16 protein-coding genes are annotated in these 17,725 nt (G+C 29.7%); 13 read left to right on the top strand and 3 right to left on the bottom strand.

Annotated features, from left to right (window positions below; translation table 11 throughout):
* The first annotated feature begins 298 nt into the window (after positions 1-298).
* From BMX53_RS16770 to BMX53_RS16735, 8 genes are all read left to right on the top strand, one after another.
* Complete coding sequence (locus BMX53_RS16770; protein ID WP_074747831.1) at positions 299-1,069, top strand: M15 family metallopeptidase; 771 nt, start codon at positions 299-301, stop codon at positions 1,067-1,069.
* Positions 1,070-1,972: 903 nt separating this feature from the next.
* On the top strand, positions 1,973-2,410 hold the full coding sequence (locus tag BMX53_RS16765; protein WP_074747828.1) for a hypothetical protein: 438 nt from the start codon (positions 1,973-1,975) through the stop codon (positions 2,408-2,410).
* A 629-nt stretch (positions 2,411-3,039) separates the two neighbouring features.
* Positions 3,040-3,375 (top strand): hypothetical protein, encoded by a 336-nt coding sequence (locus BMX53_RS16760; protein ID WP_074747825.1) that lies wholly within the window; start codon positions 3,040-3,042, stop codon positions 3,373-3,375.
* Positions 3,376-3,426: 51 nt separating this feature from the next.
* Positions 3,427-3,657, top strand: coding sequence for a hypothetical protein (locus tag BMX53_RS19040; RefSeq protein ID WP_244154533.1), 231 nt, complete (start codon positions 3,427-3,429; stop codon positions 3,655-3,657).
* A complete protein-coding gene (locus tag BMX53_RS16755; RefSeq protein ID WP_074747822.1) occupies positions 3,658-4,668 on the top strand; it encodes a PDDEXK nuclease domain-containing protein in 1,011 nt (336 codons plus the stop codon). It begins immediately after the preceding gene.
* Positions 4,669-4,953: 285 nt separating this feature from the next.
* On the top strand, positions 4,954-5,559 hold the full coding sequence (locus tag BMX53_RS19340; protein WP_244154532.1) for an IS4 family transposase: 606 nt from the start codon (positions 4,954-4,956) through the stop codon (positions 5,557-5,559).
* Positions 5,560-5,880: 321 nt separating this feature from the next.
* Positions 5,881-6,516, top strand: coding sequence for a hypothetical protein (locus BMX53_RS16740; protein ID WP_074747819.1), 636 nt, complete (start codon positions 5,881-5,883; stop codon positions 6,514-6,516).
* A gap of 402 nt (positions 6,517-6,918) precedes the next feature.
* Complete coding sequence (locus BMX53_RS16735; protein WP_074747816.1) at positions 6,919-7,869, top strand: hypothetical protein; 951 nt, start codon at positions 6,919-6,921, stop codon at positions 7,867-7,869.
* Positions 7,870-8,065: 196 nt separating this feature from the next.
* On the opposite strand, the gene BMX53_RS16730 is transcribed toward BMX53_RS16735, so the two are convergent.
* Positions 8,066-8,905, bottom strand: a complete 840-nt coding sequence (locus BMX53_RS16730; protein WP_074747813.1) for an RteC domain-containing protein — start codon at positions 8,903-8,905, stop codon at positions 8,066-8,068.
* Between the two features lie 195 nt (positions 8,906-9,100).
* On the opposite strand from BMX53_RS16730, the gene BMX53_RS16725 reads away from it, so the two are divergent.
* From BMX53_RS16725 to BMX53_RS16700, 5 genes are all read left to right on the top strand, one after another.
* The gene (locus tag BMX53_RS16725; RefSeq protein WP_074747810.1) at positions 9,101-9,412 is read left to right on the top strand and encodes a hypothetical protein; all 312 of its coding nucleotides are present in this window, start codon (positions 9,101-9,103) and stop codon (positions 9,410-9,412) included.
* A 629-nt stretch (positions 9,413-10,041) separates the two neighbouring features.
* Positions 10,042-10,827, top strand: a complete 786-nt coding sequence (locus BMX53_RS16715; protein WP_074747804.1) for a sensor histidine kinase — start codon at positions 10,042-10,044, stop codon at positions 10,825-10,827.
* Positions 10,790-11,464, top strand: a complete 675-nt coding sequence (locus BMX53_RS16710; RefSeq protein ID WP_074747801.1) for a response regulator transcription factor — start codon at positions 10,790-10,792, stop codon at positions 11,462-11,464. The genes BMX53_RS16715 and BMX53_RS16710 overlap by 38 nt, the downstream gene beginning before the upstream one ends.
* Positions 11,465-11,913: 449 nt before the next feature.
* On the top strand, positions 11,914-13,386 hold the full coding sequence (locus tag BMX53_RS16705) for a MauE/DoxX family redox-associated membrane protein (protein ID WP_074747798.1): 1,473 nt from the start codon (positions 11,914-11,916) through the stop codon (positions 13,384-13,386).
* Positions 13,387-13,438: 52 nt separating this feature from the next.
* Entirely contained in the window at positions 13,439-13,729 is a 291-nt protein-coding gene (locus tag BMX53_RS16700; RefSeq protein ID WP_074747796.1) for a DUF6520 family protein, read from the top strand.
* A 40-nt stretch (positions 13,730-13,769) separates the two neighbouring features.
* Here BMX53_RS16700 and BMX53_RS16695 read toward each other — a convergent pair whose 3' ends face one another.
* Both BMX53_RS16695 and BMX53_RS16690 read right to left on the bottom strand, forming a co-directional pair.
* A complete protein-coding gene (locus BMX53_RS16695; protein ID WP_074747794.1) occupies positions 13,770-16,364 on the bottom strand; it encodes an alpha/beta hydrolase family protein in 2,595 nt (864 codons plus the stop codon).
* Positions 16,354-17,715: a RagB/SusD family nutrient uptake outer membrane protein gene (locus tag BMX53_RS16690; protein WP_074747791.1), complete on the bottom strand. Its 1,362-nt coding sequence runs from the start codon at positions 17,713-17,715 to the stop codon at positions 16,354-16,356. The genes BMX53_RS16695 and BMX53_RS16690 overlap by 11 nt, the downstream gene beginning before the upstream one ends.
* Positions 17,716-17,725 lie beyond the last annotated feature (10 nt).

Below are 17,725 nucleotides of genomic sequence, written 5' to 3'. Positions count from 1 at the left end.
CTATAAAAGCTAATTTTAAAGGGAAATTATTTTATTTAAAAGGATCAATTTTTATTGTTAATGTATGTCTTTTAATAGATTAAAAAAAGATAATTTCTCTTTTATATACTCAGGAGTAAGGAGCTTTTATTTTATGCATTACATCGAAATTACATTAAACTAATCCCAAACTACTTAAGCTTACCAAGTAAAATGGAAGACTTGTAATATATATAATCTTATTAAAAATCGAGATATTTTCTTTTTTGACTACAAAGTAGTTTCTTCATTAAAAGTTAGTAGCTAAACCAAACGAATTATGAAAATTGAACTCCTAATACCCAATACAGTAAATCCCTTAATTAGACAATGGAAAAAATTTCAAGTTCTTCTAGGTAATTATCAAGGAAGCATAGATGACTATTATGACGTTAATTTTTTATTAGCAATAAAAAATTACCAACAGCAAAAAAAAATAGTGGTTGATGGTTATATTGGCAATAAAACTTGGCTAGAAGCATACAAAGATGGTATGTCTTTCTTTGATAGTCAAACAAAAGAGTTTCCTTTAAAGCCTAAATTTTCCTCAATTGTATCTCGTCAAATTTTATTTGAAAAATTTGGCGAAATAATGTTTGTTCATAATCCAACTAATGATAACCCAGAGAAAATAACAATAATAAATGATTTTGAATCTAAAAACATAATAAAAGTAGATATACCACAATTAAGGAGAACTTTTAATGGAGTAAATAGAATAATAAGATTCCATCGTAAAGCTGCAGATCAGTTACGCGGTTTTTTTAATGAAATAGAAAAGCAGAAAATGCTTTCACTACTTATAAGTTATGGAGGAAGCTATAATGCTCGTTTAATTAGAGGTTCTAAAACTGCTCTTTCTAATCATTGCTTCGGTACTGCTTTTGATATAAATATGCAATGGAACCAACTAGATGCTGAACCTATAGCTCTTGGATTAAAGGGGTCTATTAGAGAATTAGTTCCATTAGCACACGAATATGGTTTTTATTGGGGTGGCCATTTCTCTAGGAAAGATGGTATGCATTTCGAAATTGCTCAATTATTATAATTTCTTAAAAAGTCATTAGGCAGTTATTCAAACATAATAGTCAGTATAATTACAAAATACTGCTAAGCTTTAACTCAAGCAGTGCTTGTATTGTACTCTTTAGAGTTTGTATAGCTATATCTTTAATTCAAAGCTCTTTTTGTCTATTTCGAAATAATCATGAATTTGAGTAAAGCCCATGTTTTCCATCATCTTTAATGATTTCTCATTCTCACTATGCGCCATACCAACAATAGTTGTAACATTAGGTTTATGCTTTTTTTACATTGACTATTAAACCTTCTATTTCTTCTCACCTATACCCATATTGCCCAAAAACTCTTCTTATAGAATGTATACGCTGAAAATATTAATTAATTGATTCTAATAAAAATAGGGAGAAGGTATATTTGTAAAAAAATTGATATTCAGTATTTTAAAGGATTACTTCTAGGATAATGTCTTTAGAAATAAGTCTCTTTTAGCAGTGCAATGTTTTTTACTATTAATTTGTGTAGTTGTGATAGTCAAGAAACACCTATAAACTCGTTAGCAGATTCTTGCTGTAGTTTAGATTAGTTTTTATTAAATCAGAATTTTTTAGTCAATAATAAAATGGTTTAAAAATGTAAATTTACTTTTTTACATATATATATTGCTTATTATTAGTGATTTATGTTTTGTGTTTGTATGTATTTTTAATGTATATATTTTTTAAAAATTATCTTTGACAATATTTCTTGAATCTTTTTACCTTTTTGAATTATTAAAAATTGATTTATTACTCTCTTTGCTAAAACAAAGTTACTGCAGGTAAAGTCTGCTAGTATACTCTGATTGTTCAAGTGTTGATGATTAGTTTTTTTAGCGCTTTTAGAATCAGTAAAACAGTGAGTATTTTTTGAATTTTAAAAAAGCATAACTATGAAAGAGGCCTTGAAAAAAATTAGAAGTTTGAGTTTAGCATTGTTACTTATAACTACGTTTAGTTGTACAAGTGATAAAGAGACAAATATGCAAATAGATACTCCTTTGGAGATAAACTCTATTAATATTCAAAAGAAGTGGAGGGTTACTTATTTTGAATTTACAAAAGACTGCTCTAAGGCAAATCGTTCAAAATATCAAGTTTCTTTAATTGATATAAATTTAGATTCCTCTAGATATAATGCCATTGATCAGTACTGGCTAAATAAAGATAGTGGAAGCTGGAGTTTAAATGGTGATATTGTAGAGTTAATCTCTGATAGTATAGCAACGCCTTTAAGATTTAAGATAAAAAGACTCTTAAGAAATGAAATGGAGCTAGAGGTGCTGGATCATCCAGATTTACTTGCTGTAGAATTAGTTTTAAGAAGATAATGGTTTTAAAGCTTGATGCTTTATTTATAATCTTCATATTACTTTAATCAAGAGAGTTCTCTATTACTAAGTAATAGATTAAGTGTTTTGTACTTGTTATTTCCCCTTGATTAATTAGATCTTTTGATTAAGGTATATGAATACTTTCTCTTAAATGTAAAAGACTGCTATAGACAAAGGTTTATAGCGGTCTTTTTTGTTGTGATCTAAGATTAAACTTAATGTCTAACAATTAATATAAATAATACCTTATTGGGTATAGTGTTTTTTAGTACTTCCTATTATATACCCCGTTGGGTATATTTATAAGTTAAAAGTGTTTTATACAATGGATTACTTCCCTGTATTTCCATTTGAAAACATTATAAAAAAATATAGAGTTATTGTTAAGATTTTGTCAGATAATATGATCTTTAGAATAACCATTGACTAAGTCTTTCTAGTGTTATGTGCTGTGAGCAGATCATTTTCTGATTAACTTATCTGACTGTAATAAATAGCTGTTTTTTAAGTATATATTGTTACTTGTAAGAGTAATTATAGTAAAGGGGTTAAAAAGCTCTAAATACTCTATAATTTTGAATTAAAAAAAAAACTTTATACAAGAGAATAAGAGTGTACTAGACTTGATGTTAGCTAGGTATATAGAGTGGAAAGTTTTTAAAGCTAACGCAACTAAGTTAACAGCAGATGAGAGAAATTTACTCTCTAGACAGGAAGAGGTGTTCAGAGCATTAGGATTAGTTGATGATAATATAACTCCTCCTATTTTTAGTAAACTATTAAAGAATGAAGATTTTGCAGAAGCATATAAACAAGTAGAACAGAATAGAAAATATAAAGATTTATTATCTTTGGAAGAGCAAGCTGTATTAAAATTTTATACAAATGAATCATATTATAAGTTTAATCAAGCAGTAATTAAAGGGATTTCTGAAAGTGATATTATTGAGATAGATTACTAAGAAATACTTTAGATAGGCTTAAATCCAGTCCAGGAACATATTATAGAAGAATTGGAAAGAAGAAATTGGAAGGAAAGCATAAATGATTTAAGACAAGAAAATTATAGTGAATCTTGTTCAACCACTAATAAGAAGATACTTTTGTTTTTACCTTTTTTAGGTTCAGGAGAAGCCATTATTATGGGAGTTGATTTTCCGATGTCTATTTCTGTTAAAGTATATCTACCTACAATAACACCAAAATTCAAAATAAAAGCAACAGTTCAAAATCAAGACAATTAAATGATAGTAAACCATTCCATAATAACTGATATAAAAGCCATTATATCCCAGTCAAAAGATAAGGCTATACGTGCTGTTGACCATCAACGAACTTTGATGTATTGGCATATTGGTAAACGTATCTTTGAAGAAGAACAAGAAGGAAAAGAACGTGCAGATTATGGAACGTTTCTCATCAAATATCTTTCAGAACAACTGCAACCCGAGTTTGGAAGTGGTTTTTCAACAAGGCAAATAAACCTTTACAGACAGTTTTACCGCACATTTGAGAATGTGCATACACTGTATGCACAATTGAGCTGGAGCCAATATAAGTTGCTTTTAAGCGTTGACAGCCAAGATAAAAGAGAGTTTTATATTGCTGAAACAATAAAAAATAATTGGACGGTAAGGCAATTGGAAAGACAAATTTACAGCAGTTTATATGAACGTCTTTTGTTGAGCAATGATAAAGAAAGTGTATTAGCAGTTGCCAAAAATGAAAAACTACCTTCTGACGCAAAAGAAATCATTAAAGACCCAATGTATTTGGAGTTTTTAGGATTAAAACGTGAAGCATCGTATTACGAAAGAGATTTAGAAAGTGCCATTATCACACATTTGCAAGAGTTCTTATTAGAACTAGGTAATGGATTTTCATTTGTATCAAGACAAAAAAGAATACATATTGAAGGAGATGAGTTTTTTGTAGATTTGGTGTTCTACAATCGCATTCTGCAATGTTTTGTAATCATTGAAATCAAAACACACAAACTCACACATCAAGATATTGGTCAGTTACAAATGTATGTCAATTATTATGACCGTATAGAAAAACTACCACACGAAAATCCAACCATTGGTATTTTGCTATGTGCAAATAAAAATGATGCAGTAGTAAAATTTACATTACCTGAAGAACAAAAACAAATCATAGCAAGCCAATACGAATTGTATTTACCAACCGAAAAACAATTATTAGATGAGGTAAACAAGGAGTTGGAGAGTTTTGAAGGAAAGGATTGTTTGTAAAAGAGCTGATATTCAGTATATCAAAGAATTATTTCTCACCTAATGCCTTTAAAAACGAACAACAGCCTAGAGTACAAAAATACAGAACTTCTAACAACTATAAAAGCCAATTTTAAAGGTAAATTAGGGTTAGCTAGGATCCGCTTATTTGTTTGTTTATCGTCTCTCTATGCAAAGTAAAGTCTGTGAATTTTTCTAAAGTATCAACTGGATTTGACAATTGTGCAGAAACAAGTAGTAACTATAGGTGTATTTTAGCGTTTTATATCTTGTGTTGATTTGAAATTGGAATGGATATCTCGACTAATATTTGCACTTATTCCTACTGAGGGATCTTATATTCTTGTGATGGATCGCACCAATTGGAAGTTTGGAAAACAAGATATAAACATCTTAATGCTAGGTATTAGTTATAAGAATATGTGTTTTCCAATACTATTTAAAATGTTAGATAAGCGTGGTAACTCAAATACAAATGAGCGAAAAGAACTCATTAATACTTTTATTGATTGGTTTGGTAAAGATTGTATTGATTGTGTATTAGCTGATAGAGAATTTGTTGGAGAAGATTGGATTAGCTATCTAAATGATAGGCAGATTAAATACTACATCCGTATTCGAAATAACTTTAAGGTTTACCTGCCTAGTAAACAGAAAGAAATAACAGCTTCTCATCTATTTAATAACTTAAAACCTGGTCAAACAAGGCAATATCACAAGATTGTTAGAATTCATAATCAGTTATGTTATATCTCTGGAACTAAAGTGATAACAGATGGTAAAATAGACTTTTGTATAATCATAGGTTTTAATAAACCAGAGAAAGCTTTAGATACTTATAAAATAAGATGGCAGATTGAAACTTTGTTTAAAGCCTTCAAGTCTAGCTGATTTAATATAGAAGATACACACTTACAAAAAATAGATAGGCTTGAAAAACTAGTCATATTAGTGATGATTGCTTTTGTATGGTGCTATAAGATTGGGGACTATATTGACGCTATTAAACCTATCACAATCAAGAATCATGGCAATAGGCTTATTAGTGTATTTAAACTTGGACTTGACTATCTATCAAGATTATTGCTTTCTAAAAATGGCCATAATCCTTTAAATATCAATTGCTTTAGATTTTGTCGTGTACTTAGCTCTTTTTGCTAAAACAAGGTTACTACAGGTAAAATGTGTTAGTATATTCGTTCAGTTAACCGTATGCAATTGCAGATGGTGACAACAGATTTAACGGTTATAAACCGTCCTGTGTATTTAAAAATGTATATAGAAGGCAATGGTATCAAAGCTCAGAGTAGAGATTTGATACAAGGAGTTCAACCTTTGTTTATTAACGGAGGAGACATCTTAAGTCTATCAGGTATGGAGCTAGCTCCATACTTTCAATTGCGCAATTTAGATGGTATTAGCCAAAATACTTATGCTAATCTTTTACCTGATGGAATGTATAGCATCTGCTATGAGGTATATGATCTAGTAACGCGCAAGCGCCTATCACAGAAGAGCTGTGCTCATATGTACTTGGTGCTTAATGATCCACCTATACTAAACCTTCCTTTAGATAAGGATAAGGTATTAGAGAATGACTTTACTAACATCGTATTTAGCTGGACCCCGCGTCAGGTCAATGCTTTAAATGTAAGTTATACCTTTGAGATTAAAGAGTTAAGAGATTTTAATTTATCAGGAGTTTTTACTTTTAAGAATGGTCTACCTGTGTATAGTGAGTCGGGTATTCGCTCTATAACAAAGTACTTGGGATTCATTTCAAATAAGAATGCAATAACTCCTGTTTTTTTAAAAAAATTTAATTCTGTTTTGTTTTTACGATTTTAAAATATTAATTATCTGATATTTAGTGTTTTGTTTGTTTTTTACTTTGCTTATTTTACGTTTTTAAGACTGGTTAAAAAGGTATGATATCATGTTGTTTCACTTTTTGACCTTTTAAAAAATATTTATTTAAAAAGCTCTATTTCTTTGTGGTGTAAAATTAAAAGATATGACATTTAGCGATTCTGTCTAAGAGTAATTACCACAAAAGTGTACTAGTATTTTAAGGTTAAAAAAAGCTAAGTAAACACAGAATTATAAACACATACAAGTAGAGTTAAAAGTATAATGTATTGTTTATAGCTGCCTCAAATCATTTCTTTTGATAATTAAAATAGAGAATAAGGTTTTTGTTTAGAATCATTGTTGTCTACTATCTATTTTAAATTTTAATTCAAGCAATTAATGAGAAAATATGTATTAAGTTTTATTTTTTGTAGCATAGCTTTTTTAGTTACTGCTCAAAATAAGGTAGGAATTGGAAGTAAAATGCCAACTTCTACTCTTAGTGTTGAAGGATCAATAGCAGCAGGGTATAGAGAAATTACAAGCTTTAATGACTCAATTAAACTACAAGACACAGATTATTATGTTACCTATAATGCAAATACTCAGGGGCATATTATTTTACCAGAGGTTTATCAGGAATCTGCCTCATTAAAAGGACGCATTTATAAAATTAAAAATCTCTCAAATTATAGCCTAACTATAAGTGCTTCATCAAAGGAAAAACTAAGGAATTATACAAAAGATGTACTTGATATTGAGTTAAAACCAGGGCAGTATATTGAACTTATATGTAATGGACAAAATAAAGGAACCTCTACATGGGATATTTCTTCTGTTAATTCAGCATTACCTAGTGAATCATCTACATCACCAAATGACCAGGGTACTTGGCAATTCAGTGATATATATGATTATACAGCAACAGATCCACAGCAAGTTACAAGAAGCGCAGTAGATCTAGAAGGATTTTCAAAGACAATTGTTATTCCTGCTAATAAACAGGCTAAAATAGTTTTATCATACAGTATTCCAGTGGGGAGTGAAGCTCAATACGGATATTATGGAATTACTTTAATCAAAGATGCTCAGGAATTTCAAGCAGGTTCGAGAAAGACCACAATTGGGGGAAATAGAACTACAAAAGTAACTTCAGATTTAACTACAATATCTGCAACTATTGCAGATAATATTGCAGCTTCTTCTATAGAACAACAAGTGACATATTCCCTTCAAAGTTATTTACAAGATACCAATAAAGGAGCAACTTACTTAATGTTGTTTGGAGCTGATGGGTACAATTATAACTGGGGAAAAGGTTATTGGTCAATTATGGTTTATCTAAGGTAAGTTGTCAGTAAGAGCTAGTGTAGGGGGATCAACCTTGAGAAAATTTGAACAAAAAGGGGGGGGTTTCTTTAGAATCATTTTTAAAAATACTGTTGGTTGTTGGCCGATAGATATGACCTAAAAAGTGTTTAACTTTTTAGGTCATATCTAGATTAAGATGGATAGTGAGCTTTTTACTGGCTTAAAATTTTTACTCTCAAAACTCATGGTCCTTATCCATATAATCTTCAAGAGACTTTTTTAGCTTATCTAAAAACATTGTCCTTGAGTAATTTCTTGTTTTCATCCGGTGAAAGGTGTGATGGATATCCGAGATGTTAATTTGAAAAACTTGCCCTAAGGCTTTAGAGAGTTTTTTTATTTTGACCTGCCCATGGTTTATTGATTTTGTTACATACAAGGCGTATATTAATTCTATTAATGCGCTGTTTGATTCTGACCAGGTTATACTGTTTTTTGTAGCTGTACTACTTAAGTTATTATGAGTTATTGTTTTTTGGTTTAAATAATCACTTAGTAGTTCATAGGCTATAATGCGTGCTAGTTTATAATCATATAGGGTTGAGAAACGAGGATCTATTTCAAAGCTATAGGTACTAACTAGATTTGTTTTGTTTATTTTACCTGTTGTAAAGTACTCTATATCTCTGTGGGTGGACTTTGTTTTATAATACTTATATAGATCACTATAAAGAAGATGTTTTTTGTACTCAAGATGTAGTTCATTTAGTTTTTCTTGGTAGTATAGCTTAGTTGATACTATATCACTTGGAGATTCACTCTTAAAAAAGTAGAGTTTATTGTAGAATATAAGTTTACCAAGAATTAAAGGTTTAGTGTTTTTAAAAAAATCAATTTCTTGTTCTTCACTAGCAAAGCCATAGAGAAGAACTTGGTTTTTAATTTGTATTAAAACAGATTTTAGATAATCAACCATTTCTAATGCCTTTGACATAGAAAAAGACTCTAACGATCCTAAGTCAGTCTCTTTTTGGGTGATCTTGGTAAGAGCATTTTTTGTTGTTGTTTGATTCATGAGTTGTATTTTTTATTAAGGTTGGTTTTGTTTTTATATTTATCATAAATGTTAATTTTTAGATAACTGTGCTAAATAAATAAAAGCATTTAATCTAATCAATACGTATTTATACGTATAATTGCGTAAAAATACGTATTGACTTTATAATTTAATTCAATGAACTTTATGGATTAATTATAAATCTATATTTTTATGGAAGTTTCAAATCAAAGTGGTCAAGTAATCACAAAGCAAAAAGCTATTGAGTATATTTCTGAGTTTAAAGCTCAGAATCCAAATGCTATAAATAGCTATTATGTAGGAATAGATAAACTACAAGCTCTTTTGGGTCAAAACAATTGTATAGGTATGCGTATCTATCCAGGACTCAATAAACAAACCTCTTTAACCAATATGGTTTTAGTAGGAGTAAATCAAATAGGGCAGGATATCAGTGATGGAATTATCCTAGAGGAATTAATCACTTGTCCTCCTGCTTGTCCGGATAATAATACTTTAGGATAAGAAGTAGTTAATATATCTATGGGAATAATAGTAGTGACTTTATTCTTTGGCATTATACCCTTTTGTCTTTACCTGTATAAAAGGCAAAGGGGTATTAGATGTGATAAGGCTTATTTAGGCATTGTTTTATTATTTCTTATAGCTTCTTTATACGAGGCAATAGTGAGTCTTATTTTAAAGGTAAATGTTATTGTTTGGTTTCAAGTTTATTCTCTATTGGAGTTTATAGCTCTGTTTTATCTATTTATAAACCTGTCAAATTATAGACCCAAGATTTACTTTTATGTGTTCTTGGGTATTTTTATAATTGTTTATCTCTTATCATTTCGCTTTTTAACTAATGAGTTTTTTCTAGTGTCAAAAACCATAAATAAAGCTTTTATTATGATTTTTGTGATTGTCTCTAGTTTTGTATTAATTCGTGAGAATTTTACTCAAAAAACTAGAGTAAAACTTCTTAACAGGCCTGATTTTTATATCGTTATTGGCCTATTTGTTTATTATACTATAACTATTCCTTTGTTTATCTTTTGTAGTTATAGGGTGCAAGATAGATTGTATTTTTTAGATTATTGGTTAATTAATATTCTAGCGAGTTTAGCTCTTAGAATTGTAATATCTATTGGAATATGGAAAATAAAATAACTATTATGTTTTGGTTAGGCACAATCTTAGCTACAGTCCTGAGCTGTGTGGTTATAGCTGTGGTGATATTGTATCAAAAAAGACTTAAAGAGTATCAAATTACTCTTTTAAAACAGCGCCTTAGTATTATTTTGGAAGCAGAGCACAAAGAAAGAGCGCGCATAGCCAGGGAGCTTCACGATGGGGTATGTAGCGAACTGTTATGTGTGATAAATTATTTGCAAATCATAAAACTCTACCAAGATAAAAAGACAAAAAAAGATGCTTTAAAGCAGATAAAGAAAATATCCTTAAACTGTTATAAACAGCTTCAAGTTTTGAGTTATCATTTAGCTCCACCACATATTAAGGATAATGCTTTAGAATGTATTTTCTCAGATTTTATAAATCTTATTAAAAAGAGCACTACTATAGAGTTTTCTTATCATTATACTGATGCAAGTTTTCAGATAAAGGAAAAAGAAAAACTAATTCTTTACAGGGTAGTTCAAGAACTGGTACAAAACATTATAAAACATAGCTCAGCTAGTAAAGTAAGCTTAAAGCTTGTTTGGGAACAAGATAAACTTATCATACTAATTAGTGATAATGGAGTGGGGTATGATTCTGATTTTAAAAGCGATAATGCTAAAAAGGGTATAGGTCTTAGTAATATACATGCTAGATTAAAAGAAATTAATGCTAGGTTTAAGCATATAAGAGAGGATAATTCAAATACAATAGGTATTTATTTTGAAAATCAAGACAATAAAAGTAGCAATAGTAGATGATCACGCAGTCTTTAGAGATGGTTTTGAATTGATTATCTCAAGGTTTAATACTGTAGAGGTGGTTTTAAAAAGCCCTAATGGTTCAAAACTATTAGAGGCTTTAAAAACAGTAGAGGTAGATATTGTTTTTTTAGATATTCAAATGCCTAAAATGGATGGGTATCTGACAATTTCGGAGTTAAATAACCTCTATCCTGAGTTAAAGGTAATTATACTCTCTAGCTTTTATGATTGTCATAGTATTACTAGAATGCTTAAATATAACATCTCAGGATATTTGAGTAAAAAAGCAAAAGCAAAGGATTTTGAAAAGGCTATTTTTACAGTTAATGAATCATTAGAGTATTTTGGTAAAAGAGTCAGAAAAGTCCTAGTAAAGCTCACTAAGGACATAAAACCAAAGTGTTCTGTTTTCTCTGAAAGAGAATTACAAATTATAACCCTTAGTGCTAAACAGCGTAGCTCCTCAGAGATAGCTGGTATTTTAAATATTAGTAGTAGGACCGTTGAAAAGCATAAAGAAGGTTTACTTGAAAAAACAGGGTCTTATAATTTTACAGGAGTAGTATTATATGCCATTTCAATGCATTATATCAAGAAAGAGGATTTTATAGATAGTTATAAAGACTCTAAGTAAGATAAACTAATGAACTAGCTAAAAAGTAATAATTAAAACCTAAGATTTAAAATTCAATTTGTAATTCGGAGTTTTGGATATTGTGTTTTTTTAAAAGGGTAGTGTTTATTTAAATGCTGTTTTAAAAGTTTATGTTTTAAATTACATTACAATAGATAGGAAGACAAAAAAGTCTTCCTGTTTTTTTAATGATATAACTCTAAAATCAAAAAAAATAATCTGTTTTTAATGATTTCTGACTTTATTGCGGAATTTAGTGTTTTTAAAATGTTTTAGTGAAAGATGTTTATTTTAACTAAGCTTAAGCTCAAAGTGTAATACGAATACTTCAATAAAACAAAACCACTTATATAGACAATCTGTTTCAAAATAGGACGCACTACGTATAAATACGTATTGTGTTGAAATATAGTGATTTGTAGTTTTGACTCTCCCAAAATGCAATCATTATGAAAACTAAGTTTATTTTATTTGTCCGTTATTTTCTTGTTTTACTTTTTGTCTATGCAGCAGTTAGTAAACTTGTTGTCTTTGATGAGTTTAAAGTGCAACTTACTCAGTCCCCACTACTAAGTGCTTATGCAGGTAGTATAGCCTATATGGTTTTACTAATAGAGCTTAGTATCTCTTTGCTACTTGTTTTAGAAAAGACAAAACTATTGGCCCTTTATTTAAGCTATGGTTTAATGGTTGCATTTTCTATCTATATCTATCTTATTTTAAACTACAGCGATTTTATTCCTTGCTCATGTGGAGGAGTCCTGGAAAAACTAGGATGGAACGAGCATCTATGGTTTAATATAACAGTATGTATATTTACTTTACTGGCTATCTATTTTTTAGATACAAAAGCAAAGAGCTTTTATTTTTTCTCTGTTTTGTTAACTCTTATAAGCGTTTTAATAGTTATACTTCTTTTTGTGTCTTCTGAACACATTATAAAAAAACAGAATCCTTTTATAAGAAGATACTTGCCTCATGGAGTAGCAGAAAAGGATACCTTAGATTTAAATGTAAATACCTTTTATTTCTCAGGATATTATAAAGACAAGGTTTACTTAGGTAATACTAGATCTCCACTTAGATTTATCAGTGTAGATTCTCTTTTGCAAAGAGAAGACTACTTAATAAAAATTGATTCTACCCAGTTTAAATACACCTATTTGCGATTAAAAACAGCTTATCCCTATTTTTATTTAGCCGATGGATCAATTCCAATAGTTTATAAAGGGCAATTAAACACAACGCAAAAAACAAAACAAACAGAAGTTTTTAGTTTTCAACAGGCGTACTTTAATGACTTTATCCCAATTGATTCTACCTCTGTGGCTATAAAAGGCCAAAGCAGTCAAGACTATAAAAATGTATTAGGTGTTATAAACTCAAAAAACACCCCAAGTGTTTCTCTCTTCCCAGAGTTATTACAAAGCGATTCTGATGGTGTGTTTGACTCTGATGGGGCTTTTAGTTATAGCCAGTCAAAAGAGAATCTAATCTACAGTTACTACTATAAAAACAAATACTTTATAACCGATAAAAACCTTGTTTTATTAAAAAGACAAAATACAATTGACACAACAAAAACCGCCCTTATAACAGCCACAGAATTAGCCTCTGGAGAGCGTAAGATGACAACTCCAGTAAGCGCTATAAACAAAAAAGTAGTAGTTAAAAACAATCTTCTGTTTATTGTATCAAACTCTCTTGGACAAAACGAGTCCAAGGCAATCTGGAAGCAAGCTAGTATTGTGGATATCTACGACTTTAAAAAAGACAGTTATATCGCAAGCTTTTATATCTATCACCTAGGGAAAGAGAAGCTTAAAGATTTAATTGTGACAGACCATTATTTGTATGGTCTATTTGATCAAAAACTTATTCGTTATAGACTGGCCAAATCCCTGACAGATAAGTTTGATTAAAGTTTAGCTTGACCTTTAAAACAAGCTACTAACCAGTAATATTTTATTAATTATGAAAAAATTTCTAAAATCAGCAGGATTGCCAATCGGTGTATTTGCTCTTGCTATCGGAAGTGCGTTTGCAACAAACGCAATGAAAAGCCCATTGGCTATAGAATTAGGTTATCAGAAGATTGATGAAGATGGATTTGAATGTTTTGATCCGGTGATAATGTGTAGTACAGTTGAAGGCCCCGTTTGTACATGGAATGACGGGACAACTACCCATACACTATATGGAAAACATACAGTTCCAAATGTAGGAACAGTATGTACAAAACCTCTGTATCAAATTATTCCATAATTTAAAAAGTGGACGCCCCAATTTCAGGGGCGTCTTTTGTTTAGTTATTAATCAGTCTCTCTTTTTCAATTCTTGTATAGTATTTTATCCAACGAGTTTCTTTATTATCTACATCTTTTAAATAGTAATCAAACCAATTTAGTAGTCGTTTGGTAAGGTCTAGTTGATTTGAAGGTTGCATAAAGTGATGTCCTTCTTCTTCATACATTAGTGATATAAAAGTTTTTTTATATCTAAGCATAGCCATAAAAAGCGCTTCTTGATGTCTGGAATTTATAACATTATCTTCTTTTCCTGTAAAGGACAGCAGAGGAGTGTTAATGTTTTCTGCATAGAAAATAGGAGAATTTGAAAAATATAACTCTTTATCTTCTTTAAAAGGTTTTGGCATATTATGCTGTCCTGTTTCAAACTGGAAGTAACTAGGTGATCTGTAATTGTAATTGTATGAAAAATAGTGGCTTGTAAAATCAGTAACTCCGGATCCACTAACAGCTGCTTTAAATAAATTAGTTTGGCTAATAATAAAGTTAGTGGTATAACCACCAAAGGAATGTCCCATAAGGCCTAGTTTGTCTTTATTAATAGCTTTTTCTTCTTGTAATACTTTTTTTATACTTTCCTCTATGCAGTTTAGAGCAGATAGTCCTGGACCTTGTTTATTTGTTAAGATATCGGGGAAGAATACAAAGTAACCTTTTTCTAGATAAAGTTCCATACTAAAACCGACATGATCAAAATAGGTAGGATAAGTAAAATTCTTGGCTACAGAGTTTTGAATTTCATAGGTATGAGTAAGCATTGGATACTTTTTACTTGAGTCGAATTCTTTTGGGTAAAATAGTACTCCTTTTAAATCATTGTTATACTTATCTTTATATGATACTATCTTTTGTTTTTTCCAAGCATAGAGTTTTTTAGGCATAGAGTTTTCTAAAAGAAGTTTGTTTTTTCCATTATGATAAACATATAGAGTTACAGGTTTATTGAAGTTTTCTAATGAGTATGTCACTGTTTTAAAATCATCATTGTATTTTACATTAGTTATCTTATCACTGGTGTTATTTATTATAGAAATTATTTTATTCCCTTCAAGTAATAGCATCGAAGTAGTAGCCTCTTTGATATTGTACTTTTCAATTAAAAGTTTACTATTATCTAATATAGTATTTGAGGGAATTTGATCAGTTTGGTTATGAAATTTTTGGGCTTGAGAATTTAGGATTTTGTAATGATAATTTGTATTACCACCATCTATTAATATCTTAAAAGTTTTATTTTTAGTATCATATTGCATAAAGTTATTACCTGATACAAAATAAAAAAACTTTTCATCTTTAGACCAATATCTTAATCTGCTTGTATAAGCTCTTGCTCTTGTTGTATCCTCTTTTAAATCAAAGGTGTTTTCTAGAGTCCTTAGCTCTATATTATAAAAATGCATAATTCCTTTTTTAATATAAACAAAATAGTTTGCTTTTGAAGATAAACTAGTTGTATTAAAAGAATTTGGATGGGCTTTAGTAATTAATGTAAGCTTATCTTTTTTAATATCATAGATACTAATGTCTCTTGATCTTGCAGGCTCTGAATTTACATAATCTATATATTGATTTGGATTATAAACTAAAAGTGCATTCTCTCTTAAAGGAATTGACATGTAATAATTTAAAGTATCTGGTTGATAAACTTTATTGTCTTTGTAATTAAAAACAATATGAGCATCAACTGTCAAATTCTTTATTCTAGGATAAGCGATAGTCATTGCCAAGTGTGTATCATTTGTAGTCCAGAGTTGTATTTTTTCAGTGTCATATGGCTTTTTTATTAAATTATAATGTTGGACTATTTTAAAACTATATTCATTGATTGCTTCAGGATTAATGTAAGAAATAGTTGAATCTAATTCTTGCTTTTTAACTAGGTTAGTGTTGTAGTTAAAAAAAGTTAAGTATGGAAACTTATTATCATGCTTTTTATTAGGGCTTAAAAAAACAACAGGTAGTTTTTTATCCCAGATAACACTTTTAATGGAATCATTAATACTTGTGTTTATAGTCTTTTTTAGACTTTCTAAATTAATTAATTCAATTCCTTTAGTAAGATCACTATACTGAATAAATAAGTGTTGTTTATTATCACTTATACCTATGAAGTTGACTGTAGATTTAGATTCACTCCAAATCTCTTTAGACTTAGAGGGGAGCACCTTAATTAGTTTATATAGATTAGTTTTTGTATCAAGATAGAAAATAAGGTTAAGATTATTTATTACTTGTAATTCTGATACATTTAAGATTGATTCAGATTTACTAGTATTGGGGTCAAAAAGAACTATTTCTGTTTTAGAAGAATTAATCTCTGTTAGTATATCATTTTTAAGAAATTCAAATCTATTATTTTTTGGCTTTGCTAATAAGAGCTTTCCATTGTGGTTAAAAATAAAGACGCTATCTTTTTTAGAATCAAATAAGAAGTGTTTATTAACAACGGAGAACTTCCCACTTGAAGAAAGTAGTGTATTGTAGAGCTTGCTATAATCTGTACTGTCTTTTATAATTTGGCTATAACAAGAAAGACAGCCTAAAAAAATAAGTATAAGGCTGTAGATAAAATTTAGTGCACTAGAAGTCATTTTGTGGATTTAAATTAGGGTTAATAAGTATTTCTTTCTCTGGATAGGGAAATAGGGCATGTTTGTCTTGCCAGTTAGGCTTTGATGGTTTTAAAAGAGAAAGTTTATTGTTTCTTTTAAGGTCAAAAAAGCGTCTACCGTGTTCTATGAAAAACTCTTTTTGACTCTCTTTAAGCATGGCCTCAAGGGTTTGTTCTTTATCTAGTGTATTAGGTAAGGCAACAAGGTTTGCTCTTTGTCTTATTGTATTTAAGTAGGGGATAGCCTCTTTTTCTCTGTTTTGATAGATAAGGGCTTCAGATAAAATAAAATAAGCTTCTTCTATTCTAAAAAGGATAGAACACTCATCAGTATTATCACGTCTGTTTTTGTATTTATAAGCATAAATTTTACCAGTGTTTTGAAATTCTTTAGTCCAAAGTTGCTTTCTAAGATCATTATTGTCAAAACTGCTAAGTAGAGTATTACTTAAGATACTACCAGAGTTACTAGTGAAAAGAACAAATGTTTGTGCTTCATAAGTAGGAGCAACAGTTGCGCTATTAGCCATTTGCCAGAGTGTGCTTTTAGATGATTTTTTAAAGACCATAGATAGGTCTGTTTCTATGCTATATAAAGGATTATTCATAACTAGTTTAGAATAGAACTCTGCTTTTTCATATCTTTTTTGAAGAAGATAATTCTTGGCTAGAATAAGCTCAGCTACTGATTTGTTTGGATAATATTTATTAGAAGAACTATCACTATAAGTAAGAGTTTCTAATGCTTTTAATAGGTCCTGCTCAATTAGTTTTAAAACTTCTAGAGCTGGTGTTTTTACAATTTTGGTATTAACCTTATAGTTAGTTGTGATTGTATAGGGAATATCCCCATAAATTTGAGTGAGGGTTTGATAATACATTGCTCTTAACACATAAGCTTGGGCTAAGAATTGCTCTTTTTCTTCACTAGTAATTCCATTAGAATTAGTAACACCACTAATAAAAGAATTAATTGCATAGATATTGGAATAGGAAGTGTTCCATAAAGTTGAGATTACGAATCGAGTAGGATCTAGCGAGTTGTTAAAAAGAAAAAAAGTATCTGATGTAGGAGGAAGGTAAGTAGGGGTTAATTCATCAGTGTATAAGCCTAGAGCTGAACCAATACCTTGACTATTTCCAGTGAATATAGAGACCTCTCTAAGGCTTATATAAAGGTTAGCTAAAGCTGAAGTAGCACTTTGTTTGTCTTTAAAAACATTAACAGTATTTATTTGATCTGTTGGAAGATTAATCTCAATTGTGTCTTCACAGGATTGAAACAGTAGTATAGTTAAAAGTAATAGACTTGAGTAGAATATATTTTTCATAATTAGTAGA

Source organism: Myroides marinus, assembly GCF_900109075.1.
Classification (GTDB): Bacteria; Bacteroidota; Bacteroidia; order Flavobacteriales; family Flavobacteriaceae; genus Flavobacterium; species Flavobacterium marinum_A.
This window is presented reverse-complemented; position numbering and strand designations above follow the sequence as displayed.